We start from the raw sequence: 23,026 nt of genomic DNA, 5'->3' as shown, positions 1-23,026 counted from the left end.
ACAGATCGGCTCAGTCGGCGAGCAGCGCCTGAGCTTCTTCCTCGGTCAGTTCCTCGATCTCGGCGAGGATGTGGTCCTCGACGACGGACGCAGTGTCCTCCAGCGTCTGGTTGTCGAACAGGACGCGGATCGGCAGTTCGGCGCCCAGTGCCTTGCGCAGGCGGACCACCGCGCGCATGGCCATGAGTGAATCCCCGCCGAGGGCGAAGAAGTTGTCGTGAACGCCGACGCGCTCGACCTGGAGCATGCTTGCCCAGATCCCGGCGATGGCCTCCTCGACCGGTGTCCGCGGCGCCTCGTAGGGCGGCGCGGCCTCCTCGACCGCATGTTCGGGGACGACCAGGGCCCGGCGGTCCACCTTGCCGTTCGCGGTGAGCGGCAGGCCGTCGATCTCCACGTAGACGTCCGGCACCATGTAGCGGGGCAGCTTGGTCCCGAGGAAGTCGCGCAGATCCCGGGGCACACCGTGCGCCGTCTGCGGGACGACGAAGGCGACCAGCCGCTTCGCGCCGCGCGGCTCCCCCTGGACCACGGCCACCGCCGCCCGGACGTCCGGGTGCTGTGTGATCGCGGTCTCGATCTCGCCGAGCTCGATGCGGTAGCCCTGCACCTTGACCTGGAAGTCCTCGCGGCCGAGGAACTCGATGTCGCCGCTCGGCAGGAAGCGACCGAGGTCTCCGGTCCGGTAGAGACGCAGGCCGGTCTCCGGGTGGACGACGAAGGAGCCCTTGGTCTTGGCCTCGTCGCGCAGATAGCCCTGCGCCAGACCCACGCCGCCGATGTAGAGCTGGCCCGGGACGCCGGTCGGCCGGGGCCGGAGCGCGTCGTCCAAGACATGGAACGTCTGATTCCGCATCGGCCTGCCGTACGGAATGCTGGGCCAGTCGGACGGCACCTCCCCGATCGGGTAGAGGATGGACCAGATCGAGGCCTCCGTCGCACCGCCGAGGCTGACGACCTCGGGAGCGCCGAGCGCCCGTCGGATGCGGTCCGGCAGCGTGACGGGCAGCCAGTCGCCGCTGAGCATCACGAGCCGCAGCGCCGTGCTGGTCGCCTCCTTCACACTCATGTGCTCGACGAGCAGCTCCATCAGCGCCGGCACCGAGTTCCAGAGGGTGACCCGGGCCGTTTCCAGCAGCTCCAGCCAGGCCGCCGGATCACGGTGCGCACCGGCGTCCGGCATGACGACGGCACCGCCGACCGCCAGCGGGCCGAAGACGTCGTACACCGACAGGTCGAAGCTGAGCGAGGACAGGGCCAGGACCCGGTCGTCCGCCCCGACACCGAAGCGGTCGTTGATGTCGGCCACCGTGTTCAGAGCACCGCGGTGGTCGATCATCACGCCCTTCGGCAGGCCCGTCGAGCCCGAGGTGAAGATGACGTAGGCGAGATCACCCGGCGTGGCGGGGCCGTCCAGCCGCAGACCGTCGGCCGCGTCCTCCTCCAGAGGGAGTTCATCGACCCGGAACACGGCCTGCACCCCGGCGAAGCGGTCCTCCCCGCCCTGTGCGACCCGGCCCTGGGTGAGGACCGCGCGGGCCTGTCCGTGTTCGAGCAGGAGACGGACCCGCTCATCGGGCAGTTCGGGGTCGATGGGCAGGTACGCGGCGCCGGCGGCGAGGATGCCGAGGACGGCGGCGCACTGCTCCCAGCCCTTCTCCATCACCACGGCCACCAGGTCGTTGGGGCGGACGTCGAGGCCGGTGAGACGACGGGCGATGCCACCGGCCCGGGCGGCGAGTTCTCCGTAGCTGAGGGTGCGGCCCGGCGTGACGACGGCGATGCGCTCGGGCGTCGCGGCCGCCGCGGTGAAGAACGGCGCGTGCAGCAGGCCCGACGGCAGCGGGCCCTCGGTCCGGTTGTACGCCTCCCGCTCGGCCAGTTCGGCGCGCGGCACGAGCAGCGGCGCGGGCCGGCTCCAGTTCTCCTCGTCCCCCGCGAGCCACTTGAGCAGTTCCAGGGTTGCCGCGTGGATCGAGCCGACCAGACCCTCGGGGAAGAGCTGCTCGACCGCGTCGATGTCGAACGCCAGCGCACCGTCCACCTCGTAGACCTGCGCGTCGATCCAGACCTGCGGGGTCTGCGAGATGCTGTACGCCACTTCTCCGATGGGAGTGTCCTGGCCGTGGTCGAGGAAGAGGCTGGTGAACACGACCGGCATGGCCGCCGCCGCGTCCCCGCGCACCTTCTTCATCTCGCGTATGACGCGGACACCGCTGAACACCCGGTGGTCGATGTCGGTGATGAGCCGGTCCCGCACGGCGCAGGCGCGCGCCTCGAACGAGGCCTCGCTCGCCGCGTCGACCTCCAGCAGCGTCACCGAGGTGAAGTCACCGACGATGGCGTCCACCTCCGGGTGGAGCGGAAGCCGGTTCGCCATGGGGAGGTTGAGCGTGAAGCGGCGGTTCTTCGACCAGGTGGCCAGCGCCTCGCTGTAGGCCGCCAGCAGCAGGGCCGTGGGGGTGATCCCCCGCTGCGACGCCCTTGACTTGACGCGCTCCCAGGTCTCCCGGGGCAGCTTGCCCTCCACCCGCTTGAAGTGCGGGAAGTCGACAGTGCGCGGGTCACAGGCCAGCGGCAGCTCCGGAGCGGTCGCGAGGCCGGGGATCCGCTCCTTCCAGTAGGTCTCCGCGCGGCGGTACAGCTCGGAGGACTCCAGGTCCTTCTCCGCCAGCACGTAGTCCCGGAACGACAGTTCCAGCGCGGGCAGCTCGACGTCCGGGTGCTCGTAGAGGTGGGCGAGTTCGCGCAGCAGGACGTTGGAGGCCCGGGCATCGGTGAGCAGGCCGTCGATGCTGTAGTGCAGCCGGGTGCGGCCGTCGTCGAGGACCGAGGCGCGCAGTTCGAACAGCGGCCAGCGGTCGGCCTCGAAGTTCTGGTGGGACATCACCGCGCGGGTGCTCTCGAGCGCCGCGCTCACCTCGTCCCCGGGCAGCCCGCGCAGATCCTCCGCCTCGATGACGTAGTCGGGGACATCGGTCAGGATCTGCTGCTCACCGTGCGGGAGCACCACGGCCCGGAGCATGCCGTGCCGCTGGATGAGCCGGCGCAGCGCCTGCTGCATGCGCGGCAGGTCCAGGTCCTGGACGTCGAACTCCTCGTACCCGTGCATCCCGACGTTGCCGATCTCGAAGACGCCGGTACGGCCGATCCAGTACGCCTGCTGAACATCCGTCAGCGGGAAGGGCTCGCCTTCGTTCGCGGGGTCCGGCACCACGGTCGGCAGCGCCTCCAGCAGAACGTCCCCGGCCTCGGCGCGGGCGGCGCGCACGGCGGCGGCCAGGCCGCGGATCGTCGGCTCACCGACGAACGTGCGCAGCGGGACCTCGACGCCGCACACCGTGCGGACCTGCGCGACGAACTGCGCCGCGAGCAGGGAGTGGCCGCCCAGCTCGAAGAAGTTGGTGTCCGCCGCGATGTCGGCCACTCCGAGGAGGTCCGAGAAGATCGCGGCGACCTGACGCTCGATGTCGTCGGCCCGGTCGGCGCGGCCCTCGGGAGCGGCGGTCCGCGCGGCGGGCTCGGGGTCCGGCGCGAGATCGGCCGTCGGTTCCACCACCACCTGACAACCACCGGCGGCCGAGCCCACCACGCGCGCCGCCCGGCGCTCGACCGTGGCGTGGTCAGCCCCGGCCCAGACGAAGCTGGTCCACGGGATCCCGGACTCGCGGCACAGCAGCGCGACGTGCGTCTCGACGACGGCGGCGACGGACGAGCGGGACGGGTCGAAGCCGGCGCCGCCCACGAGATGGACCTCGCAGGCCGGCACGGTGCCCTCCGGCGTTCGGGCGACCGCCGCGGCGGCGCTCTCCAACGCGTCCAGCGCACAGGCCCGCGGAGCCGTCGCGTCGAGCAGCACCAGGACGGTGGACGGTACGGCCGCGGTCTCGGACAGCGGGGTCACCGTGGCTCCCGCTCGCGCCAGGGCCCGGCCGAACACGGCCGCGATCCGCTCGTCACCCGCCGCCGCGTAGCGCGCACCGTCCCGGCCGGTGTCAGCGCCCTCCGCGGTGTCGAGGGGCTCCAGGTCCGGCACGAAGCGGTGTCCGCCACGGAACGCGACCACGGGCTCCCCGGGCGTGCCGCCGATCTCCGTGAGCAGCGCGGCGGCCAGCCTGCGGGCGGCCGCCGGTGTCCCGGGCGCGGTCACGTCGAGGAGCACCCGGGAGCCCGGTCGCCGTCCGGCGCGGGCCCACGCGGCCAGCGCGCCGATCGCGGGAGCGAGCGGCTCCTCACCGGTGACGTCCAACGCGCCGGACACCACGGCCACGAGCCGCGCGGCGTCGTCCCCCCGGGCCGCGAGGGCCCGTTCCAGCGACTCCAGCTCCTCCGCTGTGCCATCGGCGCGCCCCTCGGTGCCGGTGCCGAGCAGCGCCGCGTGGAGCACCCCCTCGATCCGCTCGTCCGCGGGGAGCGAAGAGCCGAGGACCCGCTCCCAGTGTTCCTGGGTGCCGACGGCACCGGCCGGGACCTCCAGCACCCGGCGGTGCGTGCCGCGCAGGCGCTCGGCGAGGCCGCCGGGAGCACCGGCCGGGCCCGTGACCAGCAGCCAGGCGGCCGGTGCCGCGCCGTCCCGGGCCCCCGCGGGCGCCGCCGGGCCCACCCGGCGGAAGCCCCGCACCGCCAGGCCGTCCGGGTTGGCGCGCGCCGTGCGGGTTCCGCGCGGCGGATCGACCCAGTACCGCTCGCGTTCGAAGGGGTAGGTCGGGAGCACGGTGCGCGACGGCGTCTGCTCGCCGTGCAGCGCCTCCCACACCAGGGGCGCGCCCAGGCGCCAGAGCTCTCCGGCGGCGGTCAGCACCTCCGTCTCGGCGTCGGTGTCGGGACCGGCCGCCGGCAGCGAGGCGACCGCCCCGTGCAGGTCGCTCGCGCCGCGCACCAGGCCCGTCAGGACCTGGCCCGGGCCGACCTCGAGCAGCGTCGCGCCGGGACGGCACACCGTGCGCAGCCCGTCACCGAACCGCACCGTGGAACGCAGGTGGCGGGCCCAGTAGGCCGGGCTCGTGGCCTCCTCGTCGGTGATCCACGCGCCGGTCACGTCGGACACGAAGGGGATCCGGGGGGCCACCAGCGCGACGCGTGCGACCTCCGCCTCGAACGCGTCGGCGGCGTCGTCCATCATCCGCGAGTGGAAGGCGTGCGAGGTGCGCAACCGCTTCGTGGTGACGCCGCGCTCAGCGAGGCGCTCCTCGACGGCGGCGACCGCCTCGAAGGGACCGGACACCACGCACTCGCGCGGACCGTTCACCGCGGCGAGGGCCACCTCCGCGCCGAGCAGCGGCAGGACCTCGGCCTCCGGAAGCGGCACGGCCGCCATCGCGCCGGCGGGTGCGCCCTGCATCAGCCGGCCGCGGACGGCGACCAGCCGCAGCGCGTCCTCGTACGCCATGACGCCCGCCAGGCACGCGGCCACGAACTCACCGAGGCTGTGTCCGAGCATGGCCGCCGGCCGGATGCCCCAGGACATCCACAGCCGGGCGAGGGCGTGCTCCACGACGAAGAGAGCGGGCTGCGCGTACTCGGTCCGCCGGAGCTTGTCCTGGGCGGCCTCCCGCTCCGCCTCACCGGGGTACAGCAGGCGGCGCAGGTCCTCGCCGAGGACCGGGAGGAGGATCTCGGCGGCCCGGTCGACCTCCGCCCGGAAGACCGGCTCGCGCTCGTACAGGGCGAGCCCCATGCCGACGCGCTGTGCGCCCTGCCCCGGGAAGGCGAACACGACCTCGCGGTCCCGGTCCGTCTCGGGCTCGGCCGGGCGCGCCGGGGCGGGCCCGCTCAGCGCCTCGGCCGCCTCCTCCGTGTCACCGGCCACCACGAAACGCCGGTACGGCAGGGTCCAGCGGCCGCGCTGCAGCGTGTACGCCACCTCGTCGAGACGCTGCCCCGGGTGCGCCCGCAGATGGGCGGCGAGTTCCGCGGCGGCGCTGTCGAGCGCGGTGGCCGTGGCGGCCGAGAGGGGCAGGACCTGCCGGGCGCGCCCCGGTCCGGCGGCGGAGCGCTCGGGCGCCTCCTCGAGGATCACATGGGCGTTGGTGCCGCCGATGCCGAACGAGCTGACGCCGGCGCGCAGCAGGTCGCCGCGCCACGGCGTGAGGACCGCGTTGACGTGGAACGGGCCCTCGTCCAGGCCGAGTTGCGGGTTCGGCTCGGTGTAGTGGAGGGACGGCGGCAGCTCCCGGGCCTTGAGCGCCAGCACCGTCTTGATCAGGCCGACCACGCCCGCGGCGGTATCGAGGTGGCCGATGTTGGTCTTCACCGAGCCGAGGGCGCAGCGGTGCGCGGCGCCCGCGTCGGCGAAGGCATGCTTGAGGGCGGCCACCTCGATGGGGTCGCCGAGCTGCGTGCCGGTGCCATGGGCCTCCACGTACGACACGGTGGCCGGATCGACCTCCGCGACGTCGAGGGCCTCCGCGATCACGTCGGCCTGTCCCTCGACACTCGGGGCGGTGAAGCCGACCTTGCGGTCGCCGTCGTTGTTGATCGCGGAACCGCGGATCACGGCGTGGATGACATCGCCGTCCGCGAGGGCGTCCGCGAGGCGCTTGAGGACCACGACACCGGCACCGCTGCCCGGCACGGTGCCGGACGCGGTGGCGTCGAAGGCACGGCAGCGGCCGTCGGCGGACAGGACGCCGCCCTCCTCGTACCGGTAACCGCGCCGGTGCGGGACGACGGTCGCCCCGCCGGCGAGTGCGACATCGCACTCGCCGCCGATCAGGGCCTGACACGCGGTGTGCACCGCCACCAGCGAGGTGGAACAGCCGGTCTGCACGCTGACGCTCGGGCCGCGCAGATTCAGCTTGTAGGAGACCCGGGTCGGCACGAAGTCCTTGTCGTTGCCGATGGAGGTCTGGAAGGCGCCGATGCGCTCGACGAGGCCGTCGTGGGCCAGGAGGTTGTGGCGCAGATAGGCGCTCTCCCCCACACCCGCGTAGACGCCGGTGACCGCGTCGGTCGCGTCCGAGGGCCGGCCCGCGTGCTCCAGGGCCTCCCAGGCGCACTCCAGGAAGATCCGGGCCTGCGGATCGAGCATCTGGGCCTCGCGCGGGGAGAACCCGAAGAACCGGGCGTCGAAGCGGTCCATCGCTTCGAGGACGCCGAGCGCCGGACGATGATCCGGGTGCGCGAGGTCCTCGGGGGCCGCGCCATCGGCGAGGAGTTCCTCGTCCGTGAGCGTCGTGACGCTGTCCACGCCGTCGCGCAGGTTGCGCCAGAAGGCGTCCGGCGAGTCCGCGCCGGGGACCCTGAGGGCCATGCCGACGACGGCAACGGCGCCGGCGGGCAGGTGATTTTCGCTGCTCATCGCTTCTGTCTCCAAGTAGTCCGTCATCGGTGGCCGCACATCCGTCCGCAGCGCCTGCGGTCTCATGTCGTCTGCCTCCTGGTCCTCGCCGCCCGAGCCCCCTGCCGCTGCCGCCGGGCGGCGGCGCGACGGCGCCCCTCGCCGCCCGCTGCCGCCGTGGGCACCTCGCCGGCGAGGTGCCGGGCGAGGGAGCGCACCGTCGGGAACCGGAACAGGTCGACCACCGGCACCGTCGTGCCGAGCGTCTCGGTCAGCCGCGACTGCACCCGCACCACGAGGAGCGAGTGGCCGCCCAGTTCGAAGAAGTTGTCGTCCACGCCGACGTGCTCGGCGGCGAGGATCTCCCGCCAGATCGAGGCGACCACACGCTCCACCTCACCCATGGGCGCGTCCGGCACCGCGGTCGGCCGCTCCGGGCGGGTGGGGGCCGGCAGGGCGCGCCGGTCGGTCTTGCCGCGCTCGTTGCGGGGCAGCCGGTCGAGCGTGACGATCGCGGTGGGCACCATGTAGCCCGGCAGCCGCCGCTCCAGGTGCGCGCGCAGCCCCGCCTCCGACGTGGCGTCGGTGAGCGCCACGTATCCCACGAGCTCGGGCCGGCCGGGGATGTCCTCGCGCAGCACCGCCGCCGCGTCCCGCACCCCCGGGTGCGTGGCGAGGGCGGCCTCGATCTCGCCGAGTTCGATGCGGAAGCCGCGCAGCTTGATCTGGTCGTCGGCGCGTCCGAGGAACTCCAGTTCGCCGTCGGCGCCGCAGCGGGCACGGTCTTGGGTGGCGTACATGCGCTCGCCGGGCCGCCCCCAGGGGTCCGGCAGGAAGGACCCGGCGGTACGTCCGGGGTCGCCGAGATAGCCGTACGAGACGCCGGGGCCCGCGAGGTACAGGTCGCCGGGCACCCCCCGCGGAACCGGCCGCAGCGCGGCGTCCAGCACATAGGCGCGCACCCCGGGCAGCGGCCTGCCGATCGGTACGGTGCCGCCCGGCGCCCGCCCCGGCACCGCTGTGGCGGACGGCTCGTGGACGGTCGCCGTGATCGTCGTCTCGGTCGGACCGTAGGCGTTGAGCAGGCGAATGTGCGCGGGCGCGACGGCCTGCCACTCGGCGAGCTTGCCGCCGTCGACACGTTCACTGCCGACGATCACCAGGCGCAGCGCGTCGCACGCCGCCGGCGGGTGCCGGTCCAGGGCGGACACCCACTCGTGCCAGTACGACCCCGGCAGGTTGAGCACCGAAAGGCGTTCCCGCCGGGCCAGGGACGTCAGCTCGGCGATGCCGGGCACAGGCCCCGTCGGCAGCAGGACGACGGTCGCGCCGCGGACGAGGCTCGCGAAGAGCTCCTCCGCCGCCACGTCGAAGGTGAGCGACGCGAACTGCAGGACTCGGTCCTCCGCGCCGAGTCCGTACCGCTCCGCGACCGCCTCCAGCGTGTGCACGAGGTTCGCGTGACTGACGCACACACCCTTCGGGCGGCCCGTCGTGCCGGAGGTGTACAGCACGTACGCGGTCGCCGCGGCATGCGCGGCGTGCTCCCCGGCGGGCAGGTCGGCCCCGGCCTCGAAGGCGTCCTCCACCGCGGCGAAGGGCACCGTCACCCGCGGTGGCGCGCCGTCCGCGCGCGACCCGAGGACCAGGGCGGCCCGCGCGTCACGCAGCACGTGACCGAGGCGTTCCGGCGGCGTGCCCAGGTCGACGGGGACGTACGCGGCGCCCGCCTTGAGCACGCCGAGCAGTGCGGCGGGCCACGCCAGGCAGCGGTCCATCCGCACGACGACCGTGTCACCGGCGCCCACCCCGTGCGCGCGCAGATACGCGCACACGGCGTCCGAGCGCTCGCGCAGCTCCGCGTAGCCGATCGACCGTTGGCCCTGCACCAGTGCCGTGCACTCCGGCGTACGGGCGGCCGCGGCGTCCACGAGCCCGTGCAGTGTGGCGTCCGGCCGCCGGGGCGCCTCGGCCACCGGCCCGACCAGGGCGGTGAGTTCCTCGGCGCCGATCATCTCCAGTTCGGTCAGGCGGGCGTCCGGCGCGGCGAGCGCGGAGCCGAGCAGCATGACGTAGTGCCGCATCATCCGCTCGACCGTCGCGCGGTCGAAGAGGTCGACGTCGTACTCGACCGAACCGCACAGTTCGCCGGAGTCCAGCGACGCCTCCTCCCACGCCACGGTCAGGTCGAACTTGGCGACCCTGACCGGGCCTTCGCGCAGTGACACGGTCAGGCCGGGCAGCGCCGTGGTGCCCGCGGGGGCGTTCTGCATCGCCAGCATCACCTGGAACAACGGCGTCCGGCTCGGGTCACGTGGCGGCCGTACCGCCTCCACGATCTGCTCGAACGGCACGTCCTGGTGCTCGTAGGCACCCAGCGTGGTCTCCCGCACCCGGGCGAGGAACTCCGCGAAGGTGAGCCCGTCCTCCCAGCACGTGCGCAGCACCAGCGTGTTCACGAAGAAGCCGACGAGCTCCTCGAACTCCGGGCGGGTGCGCCCGGACACCGGTGTGCCGACGCTGACGTCCCGCGCGTCCGCGTACCGGCCCAGGAGGAGCTGGAACACGGCCAGGAGCGTCATGAAACGGGTCACGCCGTGCGCCCGGCTCACCTCGCCGAGGCGCTCGGTGAGCTCAGGGGTCAGCCGCAGCGGGAACGCCTCCCCCGAGTTCCGGGGTACGGCGGGACGCGGGCGGTCGACCGGCAGGTCGAGACTTGCCGGCACCCCCGCGAGACGCTCCTTCCAGTACACGAGTTGCTCGTCGCGCGCGCCGGCGTCCAGGAAGCGCCGCTGCCACCGCGCGTAGTCCGCGTACTGGACCGGGAGGGGCGGCAGGACCGCCGCCGCGCCGTCCCGCGCCGCCGCGTACAGCGCGCCGAGGTCGCGGATCAGGACCCCCACCGACCAGCCGTCGGAGACGGCATGGTGCATCGTGAGCAGCAGCCGATGACGCTCCTCGGCGAGGCGCAGCAGACGGACCCGGGCCAACGGCCCACGGGCCAGATCGAAGGGCTCTTCGGCCTCGCGCCGCGCGCGCTCGTCGGCCTCACGCTCGCGCAGCGCCTCCGGCAGCTGCCGCAGGTCCTCGACCCGGAGGGGTAGTTCCGCGTCCGCGTCGACCACCTGGAGCGGCTCGTCGCCGTCCGCCACGAGCCGGGTGCGCAGCGAGGCGTGCCGCCGTACCAGCTCCCGGACCCCTTCGCCGAGAGCGGCCACGTCGAGCGGACCGTCGACGGCGAGCACCAGCGGCACGTTGTACAGCGGGCTGCCCGGGGCCAGCCGGTCCAGGAACCACAGGCGCCGCTGGGCGAAGGACAGCGCGTGCGGGCCGTCGCCGGTGGCGGCGACGGGCAGGTGGGTGTCCGCGCGGCGGGCCGCCGCGGCGCGCGCGGCGAACCCCTCGACCGTCGGCGCCTCGAAGACCGCGCGGACGCCGAGTTCCACGCCGAGCCGTGCGGCGACGCGTGCGACGGCCTGCGTCGCGAGGAGGGAGTGACCGCCGAGCGCGAAGAAGTCGTCCTGGGCGGAGATCCTCGGGACGCCCAGGAGGTCGCCCCAGACCTGCGCGACGAGTTCCTCGGTCGCGCCGCGCGGCGCGACGTACGTCTCGGCCTGCACACCGTCCTCGTCCGACGGCACGGGCAGGGCGCGGCGGTCCAGCTTGCCGTTCGGGGTGACCGGCAGTTCCGGCAGCGTGACGTACCTGGCGGGCACCATCGCCTCGGGCAGCCGGGACGCGGCGTACGCGCGCAGCTCGCGCGGCGTGGCCCGCCGCTCGCCCCGCGGCACGACGTACGCGACGAGCCGCTCGGAGCCGTCCGCGCCCTGGACGTCGACGACGGACGCCCGCACGTCCCGGTGCGTGGAGAGCACCCCGGCGATCTCGTCGGGCTCGATACGCACGCCCCGGATCTTCACCTGCGTGTCGGCGCGGCCCAGGTACTCGAGCGCACCGTCCTCGCGCCAGCGCACCACGTCACCGGTACGGTACAGGCGCTCACCCACCCCGAACGGGCTCGGCACGAACCGCTCCGCGGTCAGGTCGGGCCGTCCGACGTAGCCGCGCGCGATGCCCGCCCCGCCGATGTACAGCTCGCCGGGCACGCCGATGCCGGACTCCCGACCGTACGGGTCGAGCACGTGCAGACGGGTGCCGGCGATGGGCCGGCCGATGGGCACACGGACCGCGTCCGGCACCGGATCCACGACGTCGTACGTGCCGGCGATGGTGGTGCCCTCGGTGGGGCCGTACGCGTTCACCAGCCGCAGCCCGGGCACGGCAGAGCGCAGGGCCAGCACCCGCCGCGGGTCCGCCGCCTCGCCGCCGAAGAAGAGGGTGCGCAGCGAGGCGAACATGGCCGGCTCGGTGTCCACGCACCGGTGGAAGAGGGCGGTGGTGAGCAGCATCGCGGTGACGCCGTGCTCCTCGACACGGGCGCGGAGCAGGCCGGGCGTGAGCACCTCGTCCTTGTTGATCCCGACCAGCCGGGCGCCGTTCAGCAGCGCGCCCCAGACCTCCCAGGTGGCCGCGTCGAAGGAGGTGTTGGCCACCTGCGCGACGACGTCGGAGGGCCCGAAGCCGAGGTAGTCCGCGTCGCACACGAGGCGCACGATCCCCCGGTGGGTGATCGCGACGCCCTTGGGGCGGCCGGTGGATCCGGAGGTGTAGAGCACACACGCCTGCTGCTCCGGATGCACCGCGGGCGCCTGCCCCAAGGCCCGGGAGGGGACGGGACGCGGTGCGGGCAGTGTGTCGGCCCGCAGGACCGGCACCCCGCCGGCGAAGTCGACGTCCCGGTCGGCGAGCACGAGGCACGCCCCGCTGTCCTCCACCATGAACGCCAGCCGCGCTTCAGGGTGTCCCGGGTCCAGCGGCACGTACGCCGCACCCGCGGTGAGGACGCCGAGCATGGCGACGACGAGCGACGCCGACCGCTCCATGGCGAGGCCGACCACGCTCTCCGGCCCCACGCCGCGCTCGGTGAGCAGGTGCGCCAGGTGCGCCGCGCGTTCCCGGAGCCGGGCATAGCTGAGGGTCTCCTCGCCGTAGGCCAGCGCGACGGCGTCCGGGGTGGCCTCGGCCCGGGCCCGGAAGGCGGTCACCACGTTCTCGGCGCGGGCCGCGCCTTCTTCGGTGCCCCACGCGGCCAGCAGCGCACGCTCCGCGGGCGTGGTGTGCGCCAGGTCCGCGAGGCGTGCCACGGGCGTGGCCAGCGCCGCTGCGAGCAAGGTCAGATAGTGCCCGGCAAGCCGTTCGACGGTCGTGCGGTCGAGCAGGTCACCGTCGTACACCGCCGTACCGTGCAGCGCGCCCGGCCCCGCGTCCTCGGCCGGCTCCGCCTCCCAGGCCACGGACAGGTCCTCGGTCCGGAACGACGGCACGGTGCCGGGCCCGTCGGACGGCCCGGGAGCCGCCGGTACGCACGCGCCCACCCGGCGCAGGAACTCCGCGAAGCTCTGCCCGTCCTCCCAGCGCGCCGTGACGACCTGAGCGCAGGGGCCCGAGAGGGCGTCCGACGGCAGTTGTACCTCGACGCCGACGTCCCGCACCCCCGCGTACCGGCCCAGGACGAGCTGGAACACGGCGAGGAGTGTCGTGGCGCGGGTGACTCCGTGCGCCCCGCTCACCTCGTCGAGGCGGCGAGCCGTGGCCGGGCTCAGGGTGAACGTGAGGGACTGCGCGCCGCGGCGGCGCTCGGCGGAGGGCACCCGGTCCGCCGGCAGACGGAGCGCGGACGGCTCGGCGGGCTGCTGACGTTCAGTCACAGTTGCCCCGTCCCTGTGCCGTGGGCTCCTCGATGGCCCGCGTCACCAGGTCGGCGAGCTCGCCGACCTCGGGCGCGCGCATGATGCCGTGGTGGTCCGCGTCGACGGAGGCGAACGAGAGGCGGGGCCCGGCCAGCGCACGCCAGCCCCAGCTCCGGTCCTCGTCCTGCGGCTCGCCGGCGGGCTCGGCACGGACCAGCAGGACGGGGTAGTCGGGAGTCCTGGTGCTGTCGTCCATGTCCTCGCGGAGCCCTTCCAGCGCGGTCATGTTCGAGGCGTACACGTCGAACAGCGTGCGCAGCTCCTCCCCGCCGGCGGTCGGCGGCAGATGACCGTTGCTCTGCATGGCCTCCAGGAGCAGGTCGTACGCCGCGGGCCCCGAGGGCAGCTCGTCGGGCAGCTGGAGTTCGTAGTGCCAGGCGAAGCGGCCGACCAGGACCGACTCGGTCAGGGGCTGCGGCGCGTCACCGGCCTCGTCCTCCTCGCCGTAGCCGGGAGCCGGGCAGTCGACGATCACCAAACGGGCCACCTCGCAGCCCTTGCGGCGCAGGGCCCGGGCCGTCTCCAGCGCCATCAGTCCGCCGTAGCACCAGCCGATGAGGACCGGCGGCTCGTCGCAGGCCGCGGCGATCGTCTCCGCGTAGCTCTCGGCCATCTCCCGGAAGTCCCCGTGCGGCGGCCGGCCGTGCAGCCCCCAGGACTCGACGCCGAGCACGGGCCGGCCGGCCGGGAGCAGGCGGGCGAGTTCCCAGTAGCTGAGCGTGCTGCCGCCACCGGGGTGGATGCAGAAGACCGGGGCGGCGCCCTCGGCGTGCCGCAGCGGCACCAGGTTGCTGTCCTGCGCGTCGCTGCCGCGCACCAGCTCGGCCATGGTCGCGACGGTCCGCGCCTTGAAGATCGAGGACATCGGAAGCCGGCAGCCGAAGGCGGCGTTGGTGCGGGAGATCAGCTTGATGGCGCGCAGCGAGTGTCCGCCGAGCTCGAAGAAGTCGTCCTCGGGCGCGATGCCGTCCAAGCCCAGCACCTCTGACCACAGCACGAGGAGACGCTGCTCGACGGCGTCGCGCGGGCGGCCGGCCCGGGTGCGCTGCGCCTGCACCGGTGCCAGGGCCTTGCGGTCGAGTTTGCCGTTGCGGGTCAGCGGCAGCCGTTCCAGGACCTGCCATCCGCTCGGGACCAGGGCCGCGGGAAGCTCGTCCCCGAGAGCCTTCCGCAGCTCCGCGACCGACGGGGCGCCTCCCTCCTCGGCCCCCACGACGTAGGCGTCGAGGTGCGACACCAGGCCGTTCTCGTCGGTACGGGCGGCCACGGCCGCGGCGCGCACGCCGGTCTGCCGGTGCAGCAGCGCCTCGACCTCCCCGAGCTGGAGCCGGTAACCGCGCAGTTTGACCTGGTCGTCGAGGCGGCCGATGATCTCGACGCCGAAGCCGGGCACCAGTCGGCCGACATCGCCGGACCGGTAGCCCCCCTCGTCACCGGGACGGCCGAAACCGGTGCGGCCCTCGTCCAGTTCGGACAGATAGCCGAGGGCGACGCCGGGGCCGCTGATCAGCACCTCGCCGGGGCACCACGGCGGCACCGGCCGCCCGTCGGCGTCGACGACGGTCAGCGTGTTCCGGCCGAGGCCGCTACCCACCGGCACCGAGGAACACCGCTCGTCGACCGCCGCCTCCAGCGGCAGGCACGAGGCTCCGATGGTGGTCTCCGTAGGCCCGTAGTGGTTGAACACCCGCAGTTCCGGGGCGATGTCGCGGAGCCGGTCGAGCAGGGCGCGCGGCAGTGGCTCGCCGCCGAGCACCAGCACCTCGCGCGGGAGCAGCTCCCGCGGGTCGTCGGCCTCGGCCAGCAGCGCGGACAGGTGCGAGGGCACGAGTTTCAGCGCGGCCACCGGGTGGGCGCGCAGCCGCTCGGCGAGCACCCGCGGGCTGGTGGCGACGTCCGTGTCGAAGAGATGGACGCAGCCGCCGCTCGCGAGCGTGGGGAACACGGCCGTGTAGGCGAGGTCCGCGGCCAGCGTGGACACGGCGGCGAACCCGGCGCCGTCCGGCAGCCCGAACCGGTCCAGGGCGGCCTCGGCGTAATGGGCCAGCTGGCGGTGGCCCACTACGACACCCTTGGGCAGCCCCGAGGTACCCGAGGTGAAGATCACGTACGCGGCGCCCTCGGCGGTGACCGGATCCACCGTGCGGCCGGCGGGCAGAGCACCGGCGTCCGGCACGGGCAGCGACGGCACGCGGAGCGCCACCTGTGCGGCGGCCCGCGGCACCAGCACCGGCGCGGAACCGAGTTGCCCGACCACGGCCTCGATGCGCTCCGTGGGCCACGCGGGGTCGACGGGCGCGAACGCCGCTCCGGCCAGCCAGACGCCGAGCATGGCGGCCAGCGTGTCCGCGGACGCCGGAGCCAGCAGGGGTATGCGGTCACCGGCCCGCACGCCCCGGGCGCGCAGCACGGCAGCGACCGCCTCGGCCCGCCCGGCCAGTTCGCGGTACGTCAGCGTCTCGTCGCCGTCGCGCACGGCTGCCAGATCGGGGGTTCGCCCGGCCTGCTCAAGGAAGCGCCGCAGCACCGTCTCCTGCTCGTCGGCGAGTTCGGCCGACGGCCCGGACCCGCCGGCCGCCACCAGGCGCAGTGTGCCCGCGGCCCGCCCGGGGTCGGTGAGGGCGTCGGCGAGCAGTTGCTCGTACGCCTCGGCGAGCGCTACCAGGTCACCGGGGGCGACCCGGGTTCCGGCGGCCGCGAAGGTCAGGAACAGGCTCTCGGGGCCCTCGGTGCACTCCAGGTGGAGCGTGCCGGGCGTGTCGGACCTGTCGAGGAGTCCGGGCTCGGTGGCCGCGGCCCAGGCGTCGCGCTGGTGACGGAAGGAGATGACGGGACCGGACTCGCCGCCCACGGCGGTCTTCGGGTCGCACCGGCATTCCCTGGCCGCGGCGTCCCGCAGGGCACCGGCCGCGGCATGCGCGGCGCTCGCGTACGCCTCCTCCGGGTCGAGGGGCAGACGCGTGACCACCGGGCGGTCGAACGGGCCCGGCATCCCGCCGAGTCCCTCCGCGGAGCGCCCGTCCGTGATCACCAGAACCCGGTCGTCGCTGTTGTACGTGTAGCGCGCGTACAGCGACCGCCATGCGGCGAGCAACAGCGACGCCTCGTCCACGTCGAGGTCCCGGGCGGCGGTGCGCAACCGCTGGAGCACGGGGCCCTCGACCGTCAGGGTGATCGTCTCGATCCCGGCGTCGGGGTCGCCCTGCCCCGGCACGAGGAACGGCAGCGCCACCCGTGCCACCGCTGTCGCCTCCGCCTCCTCGGCCGGGTCCGGCACGGCCAGTTCATCGGCGAGCCAGCCGGCGACGTCGGCGTACTGCGGCCGCTCCTCCGCGGCCTGCGCGTCACCGCCGAGGGGCGCCCCGCCGAGCAGGAACCCGGTGATCAGGCTCCAGGTCGTACGGTCCACGCTGAGCCGCGGCAGACCGAGCCGCAGCACGGTGCCGTCCGGACTGCCGGTGTGCTCCACCGTGAGCTCACCGGCCCGCAGCAGCGTGCTGCCGAGCGGTCCGGGCCCCACATCCACCGGCCCGGCCGCGTCCACCACCTGCACGGGCAGCCGCAGCCCGGGAAGATCCACGTACCTGGTCCGCAGGATCTCGTGCTCCTCGACCAGTGCCGCCAGCCGCTCGGCCAGCGGGCCCGGACCGATGCCCGACGGGCAGCGCACACTGCGCTCGGCCCGGTTGCGCGCACCCTCCCGCAGGTACACCGCCTCCTGCTGGGGCGAAAGCTGGTAACCCTCGATCTGCTCGGGTTCGACCGCGGTCATTCTCATTCCCCCGTACGTTCGTTCTGAGAGCCGTCGTGCTCGTCGGTCATCGCCACCAGGACCCGGCGCGGGCCCTCGTAGGGGTCCCGGCCGTGCGAGACGAGCATGTTGTCGATCAGCAGGACGTCGCCCTCCTGCCAGGGCTCGCGCACCGTCTCGGCGTCGAAGGCCGCGCGCACCTCGTCGAGCACGGCGTCCTCGATCGACGCGCCGTCCCCGAAATAGACCTGCCGCGGGATGTCCGCGGGATCACCGTCCAGCAGTTCGGCGCTCACCTCGGCGGGCAGTGCGGAGGTGTGGAAGAGGTGCGCCTGGTTGAACCAGAGTTCCGCCCCGGTCACGGGGTGCTCGATCACGGCCTGGCAGAGCTGCGAGGTGCGCAGCCCGTCGTCCCCGTACCAGGTGAACTCGATGCCCTGGGCCCGGCACAGCGCCTCGGCCTCGGTACGGTCCTCGGTCTCGAACGCCTGCTGCCAGCTCAGGTCGAAGCCGGTCCCGTAGTTGCGCACGTAACGCACCCCGCGCCGGGCGAACTCCTCCAGCAGCGAGCGGTCCAGGCGCGCGGCGACCCGGCGGCTGTCCGCGAGCGGGGTCGCGCCGCCCGCGACGGCGGCCTGGTGGCAGTAGAACCACAGATGGGTCGGCCAGATCCGCGCGTAGGCCATCTCGTTGTGCTGCGGGATCGTCTGGTCGGCAGGGTATTCGGTCGACGTGTACACCCCGGCCACGTCGGCGCGGCTGCGCGGCGTCGATCCGTAGGTGTAGTTGAGCAGCACCGGGGACCACGACTTGACGACGGCGTGGAAGTCCCCGGCGTCGGACACGGAGAAGCCGCGGAACAGCACCGCGCCACGCTCGCCCAGCAGTCCCTCGACACGGGAGCGGTTGGCGCGCACCCAGTGGGCGAGGTCGACGGAGGGCGCCGTGGGCTCGATCACGGAGATGACGGAGTGCTCGCTGTGACTGACGGACACCAGTTCCCGCGTGCCGGACACGGCCACCCGACGACGGATGCCCCGGACGCTCAGGGGAGACGTTGCGGTCATGACGTTCCTCACTTGTCGAGGTGGAGAGACGGCTGCGGGGACTGCGGCTCGGCTGCGGCCTGTGCGGCCTCGTCCAGCCGGCGCACCCGGCGAGCCGGGGAAAGAAGAAGGATCAGCGAGGGCACGAACAGGCCGATCGCCGACACCAGGACGGCCTGCCTGAGGCCCAGCGCGGTACCGAGCGCGCCACCGAGCAGCGAGCCCACCGAGAGGGCGCCCCAGGCGAAGGTGCGCACCGTGGCGTTCACCCGCCCGAGCACGTGGTCCGGGGTCACCGCCTGCCGAAAGCTGATGACGGTCACGTCGAAGACGGGGATGCCGAAGAGGGCGACGAAGCTGGCGACCGCCGCGGTCGCCACCGCCCCGACGGAGTTCCCCTGCACGCTCGCGAGGACCAGGTAGCCCAACGCCGGGAACGCCAGGGACATGACCAGCGTCGGGCCGACGCCGAGCCGGAGGGTCAACCGGTCGGCCAGTACCGCGCCGCACAGGGCGCCGGCGCTGCCCACGGCCGTGATCACGCCGATCTCGGCCGCTCCGACCTTGGCTTCCTTGATGAGGAAGAGGAAGTACACGGCCATCACGGCGCTGAAGAAGAGGCTGGTGAAGACGGCTGCCACCGTGCACCAGCACAGCAGGGCGTGCTGCCTGATGACGCTGAAGCCCTCACGCACCGACGCCCACACCGAGGGCGCTGTGCGATCGTCCTTCGGGGCCTGCGGGGCCTCGTCCGGCGGCAGCTTCAGCAAGGTCAGGGCGGAAACGGCGTAGCTCACGGCGTCCAGGAGGATCACCACGGGTGCGCTCAGGGTGCTGATCAGCACTCCGGCGGTGCCGGGGCCGGCGACCTCCGCCACCGACTCCGACACCTGGAGCTTCCCGTTCGCCTCCATGAGCCGCTCTCGGCCGACCAGGCCGGGGACATAGGACGGATAGGCGATCTCGAAGAAGACGGTCATCGTGCCGACGACGAAGACCACCAGGAACAGCTGTCCCATGGTCAGCATGTCCAGGATGTAGGCGAACGGGATCCAGGCCAGCGCGGCGAACCGGATGGCGTTGGTCCAGATGAGGATCGGCCGTCGGGCCCGGCGGTCCACGAACACGCCGACGAAGAGGCCGAACAGGAGGAACGGCAGCTTCTCCAGCGCCCCCACCAGCCCGGACTCCATGGCCGTCGCGTCCAGAACCAGCACCGCGGTCAGGGGGAGCGCGACATAGGTGATCTGCGTGCCGAGGAACGAGATGGACTGACTGGACCACAGCAGGAAGAAGCTTCGGTGCCGGAAGAGCGAGCCCGGCTTGGCGGTTACCGCCACTGGAGAACCTCCAGATCGGATGGATGAGTCGCGGTCTCGGACAGCCGTCGGTCCGGGTCGGCCGCGGCGGCCGTGAGGAAGGCGCTGAACTCCGCGACCAGTCCGCGCACCGACTCCTCCTCGAAGAGCGAGGTGTCGTACTCGACACGAAGTTCCAGCCGGTCCCCGGCCGGGAGCAGATGGAAGGTGAGGTCGAATTTCGTCGCCTCCACGACGTCGGCCGCTTCCTCGACCGCGAGGCCGCCCATCTCCAGCGGCGCGTCGGGAACGTTCTGCAGTGCCAGCCAAGCCTGGAACAGCGCCTTGCGGCCGTCGGTACGCCGGCCCACGCACTCCATGACCTGCTGGAACGGCACGTCCTGGTTCTCGTAGGCGTGGAGCGTGCGCTCTCGCACCCGGGAGAGCAGCTCGGCGACGGTGGGGTCGCCGGACAGATCCGTCCGCATCGCGAGCGTGTTGATGAAACAGCCGATCAACGGATCGGCCGCGGGGTCGGTCCGGCCCGCCACCGGCGTTCCGACCACCACGTCCTCACGGCCCGCGCGGCGGCCCAGGACCGCCGCGTAGGCAGCGAGCGCCACCATGAACAGGGTCGCCCCGGTACGCCGGGTCAGCTGGAGGGCCGGACCGGCCGGAATCACGGTGGTGATACAGCGTCCCGGGACCAGGGGCCGGTGCTCCGCCGGCCTGGGCCGGTCGGTGGGCAGCCCCAGATCACGCGGAGCGCCGTCCAGGGTCTCCTGCCAGTAGGCCAGCTGCCCGGCGAACGGCTCGGCCCGGGCGCGCTGCCGGCGTGCGTGGTCGCGGTACTGGACCGTGAGCTCGGGAAGCCCGGGCCGCTCGCCGCGCAGATGCAGGGTGTACGCGGTCGTCAGCTCCTGGAGCAGGATGTTGGTCGACCAGGCGTCCGTGACGATGTGGTGCAGCGTGAGGTGCAGATAGTGCTCGTCGTCGGAGACCCTGAACAGCACCGTGCGGATCGGCGCGTCCTCCTCCAGGTCGAACGGCACGGCAGCGGCGCGGTCGATCAGCTCCCACACGTCCCCCGTCACGTCCCGGCACGGCAGGTCGACAGGCCCGGGGTCGCTGACGACCGCGACCGGTTCGCCTTCGGGCCCGACCGGGTAGCGCGTACGCAGGATGCTGTGCCGGACGGTCAGTGTCCGCAGGGCCTGTGTGAGGGCGGGCACGGACAGGGTCCCTCTCAGGTGCAGGGTGACCGGCACGTGATACGCGGACGACTGCCCCTCGAAGGCGTACGCGATCCAGAAGCGCTCTTCGGCGAAGCTGAGCGGTCCGCGCTTCTGGTCGGGGGAGAGCGGCCGGGGCTGCGCCCCGGCCACCGGCACACCGGCGGCACCGGGGCCCCCGCCGCCGGCAAGACGCTTCGCCAGAAGCGCGCGCTTCGCCGGGGACATCGCCTCCAGACGTGATGACGTCACTCTCGAGGTCACCGTGGCTCTCCCCGACCGTCGGCGGAAGCCTGGGTCATGTGTGCCACCAGACTCAGCGGACGCATGTCGGTCCAGTGCGTGGTGATGTACTCGAGGCAGGAGGAGCGGTCGGCCGCACCGTGGCACACCGTCCATCCGGCCGGGACGTCCGCCGGCCCGGGCCAGATCGAGTACTGGCCCTCATCGTTGACGACGACATGAAAACTGGCCTGGGGGTTGTCGGGCTGATTCGACATCGCACCTCGCTTCGCCTGATGTTCTTCGGATGGCCGGCCGACGGGCCGGCCGTGGTCAGGCCGTCCCAAGGCCCCGACCGGTCGTGTGTTCTGGCCGCCTCACTCGGAGGGCAGGCGCATGGGAAGGCGCGGATTCCACGTCGTTGGGACTGTTCCGCGCGAACAGCGGCCGACCTGCCCGATCCGGTCGCGGCAGTTGTCGGTCGAGGCCGCCGGCGCGACTACGCCGACATCTCCGGCGGCAGATAGCGGTGCCGCATCAGCGGTGAAGCCGCATGGCAACGGTGAAGCAGGGCGTTGATGCGGCAGGTCGCGCTGCGGAAACCGGGCGCGGCCGGATCGAGAGTGAGCAGATACACCAGCAGATCGACACGGTCTTGCTCAGCACGCCCGGAGGCGTGCTCCAAACCGTCCTCGCGTGTCGTGTGGGCCCACAGGGCGCCCAGCACCTCGGCCACCTCGCTCGTCGGGTCGGCAGGGACCCTGCCGCGACGGTTCAGGCTGGTGTAGACGATGTCCATGCGGCACTCAGCCGCCCCAGGTACCGGTGTTCGTGCTGTCCACCGGGGGAGCGGGAGCCAGGGCGACCGCCGCCGGGGCGGCGGGTACGACCGCGACCGCGGCGGGAGCCAGGAGCACGGTGACGCCGAGCATGAGAGCGGCGACCGCGGTGGCCTTGGCGAAACACGTGCGGATCATGGTGACCGTTCCTTTCGTACTGACATGGCGAGGTGTCCCCAGCCGGTCTCGCGTCCCGCGGTTGACGCTTGGCCCGGCTGCCGTTCGGGCTGTCCCGTTCCGGCGATGAACAGCTTCCCCTCGGCCAAAACCCGTAGGAAGGCTTTCCGGGAGTCCTGAACAGGGCCTATCCGGATCAGGACATGCGACCCCGCCCCATTTGGCCAGATTCGCCCCCTTCTCGGTGCCACGTCTCGCCGACCTACCTGCACGCCACTGCCGATCGACCGTCTGTACGACTCCGACACGCGTGGCTGAAATAATCTTGAACGGGGGTGCTGAGGGTTGGAATCATGAGCCCCGACGCGCGGCCGGGGGGCGGCGTTCAGAAGGGGGACCACGGGGGCATGCTGCAAGCACTCGGAGTGAGCAACGACGCCGCGGACGTCTACCAGGCGATGCTCGACCACCCTGACCACGGTGTCGACCAAATCGCTGACGTATGCGGCCTCTCGCCCACACAAGTCCACAACTGCCTCGACGAACTAGGCCAGTTGATGCTGGTTCGCGCGTCCAGCGAGCACCCCGGACAGATGCGGGCCGTCGACCCCGACATCGGCCTGGCCGACATCGTCGCCCGCCAGGAGGCCGAACTCGCAGCGCGGCAGGCCCAACTGGCCGCATCCCGCGCGGCGGTCACTCGCATGGTCGCCGATCGCGCCCAGCACCGCTCCACCCACGGCGAACGCCTGCTGGGCATGGACGCCATCCACAACCGGCTGGAACGCCTGTGCCGCAATGCCCACACCGAGATCATCGGCGTCCAACCCGGCATCCAGCGCCCCGACGACCTCGACGCCGGACGCGACCATGACCTCTCCGCCCTCGGCCGCGGCGTCACCCTGCGCGCTCTGTACCAGGAACACGCCCGCCGCCACACCCACATAGCCACCTACGCGCACACGCTGCTCAGCCACGGCGGAGAAGTCCGCACCGCCCCCACCGTCCCCCAGCGCATGGTGATCGTCGACCGCGTCCACGCCCTGGTGCCGACCGACCCCGCCGACAACCGCAAAGGCGCACTGCACGTCACCGAGCCCGGCATCGTCACCGCCCTGCTCGAACTCTTCGAGCAGGCCTGGAACACAGCCGTACCCCTCGGGTCCACGTGCCCCGACGACCCTCGGGCCGGCCTCACCAACCATGAACGCGAACTCCTGCGCCTGCTCGGCACCGGCCTCACCGACGAAGCGGCCGGACAGCGCCTCGGCCTCACCGATCGCACGATCCGGCGACAGGTCGCCTCGATCATGGAACGCCTCAGCGCCTCCAGCCGCTTCGAAGCAGGCATCAAAGCCGCACAACGTGGCTGGCTATGACGACACCTGCGACGCCCCCGGAGGCCTCGCGCACCGAGGCGCCCGCCGACCTG

10 protein-coding genes are annotated in these 23,026 nt (G+C 73.1%); 1 reads left to right on the top strand and 9 read right to left on the bottom strand.

Annotated features, from left to right (window positions below):
- Nucleotides 1-10 precede the first annotated feature (10 nt).
- From ACFZDE_RS18940 to ACFZDE_RS18900, 9 genes are all read right to left on the bottom strand, one after another.
- Nucleotides 11-7,300 carry an amino acid adenylation domain-containing protein gene (locus tag ACFZDE_RS18940; RefSeq protein ID WP_391200860.1) on the bottom strand — a complete coding sequence of 2,430 codons (7,290 nt, stop codon included), beginning with the start codon at nt 7,298-7,300 and terminating at the stop codon, nt 11-13.
- A 62-nt stretch (nt 7,301-7,362) separates the two neighbouring features.
- Nucleotides 7,363-13,047 (bottom strand): amino acid adenylation domain-containing protein, encoded by a 5,685-nt coding sequence (locus tag ACFZDE_RS18935; RefSeq protein WP_391200857.1) that lies wholly within the window; start codon nt 13,045-13,047, stop codon nt 7,363-7,365.
- Nucleotides 13,040-16,861, bottom strand: coding sequence for an amino acid adenylation domain-containing protein (locus ACFZDE_RS18930; RefSeq protein ID WP_391200855.1), 3,822 nt, complete (start codon nt 16,859-16,861; stop codon nt 13,040-13,042). The genes ACFZDE_RS18935 and ACFZDE_RS18930 overlap by 8 nt, the downstream gene beginning before the upstream one ends.
- Before the next feature lie 2 nt (nt 16,862-16,863).
- Nucleotides 16,864-17,907, bottom strand: a complete 1,044-nt coding sequence (locus ACFZDE_RS18925; RefSeq protein WP_390998597.1) for a TauD/TfdA family dioxygenase — start codon at nt 17,905-17,907, stop codon at nt 16,864-16,866.
- Between the two features lie 8 nt (nt 17,908-17,915).
- The gene (locus tag ACFZDE_RS18920) at nt 17,916-19,226 is read right to left on the bottom strand and encodes an MFS transporter (RefSeq protein WP_391200853.1); all 1,311 of its coding nucleotides are present in this window, start codon (nt 19,224-19,226) and stop codon (nt 17,916-17,918) included.
- Nucleotides 19,217-20,668 carry a condensation domain-containing protein gene (locus tag ACFZDE_RS18915; protein ID WP_390998592.1) on the bottom strand — a complete coding sequence of 484 codons (1,452 nt, stop codon included), beginning with the start codon at nt 20,666-20,668 and terminating at the stop codon, nt 19,217-19,219. The genes ACFZDE_RS18920 and ACFZDE_RS18915 overlap by 10 nt, the downstream gene beginning before the upstream one ends.
- Nucleotides 20,669-20,676: 8 nt before the next feature.
- The gene (locus ACFZDE_RS18910; protein WP_390998590.1) at nt 20,677-20,916 is read right to left on the bottom strand and encodes an MbtH family NRPS accessory protein; all 240 of its coding nucleotides are present in this window, start codon (nt 20,914-20,916) and stop codon (nt 20,677-20,679) included.
- A gap of 221 nt (nt 20,917-21,137) precedes the next feature.
- Nucleotides 21,138-21,437: a hypothetical protein gene (locus ACFZDE_RS18905; RefSeq protein WP_391200851.1), complete on the bottom strand. Its 300-nt coding sequence runs from the start codon at nt 21,435-21,437 to the stop codon at nt 21,138-21,140.
- 7 nt (nt 21,438-21,444) lie between these two features.
- Entirely contained in the window at nt 21,445-21,615 is a 171-nt protein-coding gene (locus ACFZDE_RS18900) for a hypothetical protein (RefSeq protein WP_391200848.1), read from the bottom strand.
- A gap of 386 nt (nt 21,616-22,001) precedes the next feature.
- Between ACFZDE_RS18900 and ACFZDE_RS18895 the strand changes: the two genes are divergently transcribed.
- A complete protein-coding gene (locus tag ACFZDE_RS18895) occupies nt 22,002-22,973 on the top strand; it encodes a LuxR C-terminal-related transcriptional regulator (protein ID WP_391200845.1) in 972 nt (323 codons plus the stop codon).
- Nucleotides 22,974-23,026 lie beyond the last annotated feature (53 nt).

Origin of the sequence: Streptomyces sp. NPDC007929 (assembly GCF_042959065.1) — a bacterium.
GTDB lineage: Bacteria > Actinomycetota > Actinomycetes > Streptomycetales > Streptomycetaceae > Streptomyces.
The sequence above is the reverse complement of the archived record's forward strand: the minus strand, read 5'-3'. Positions and strand labels throughout refer to the sequence as shown.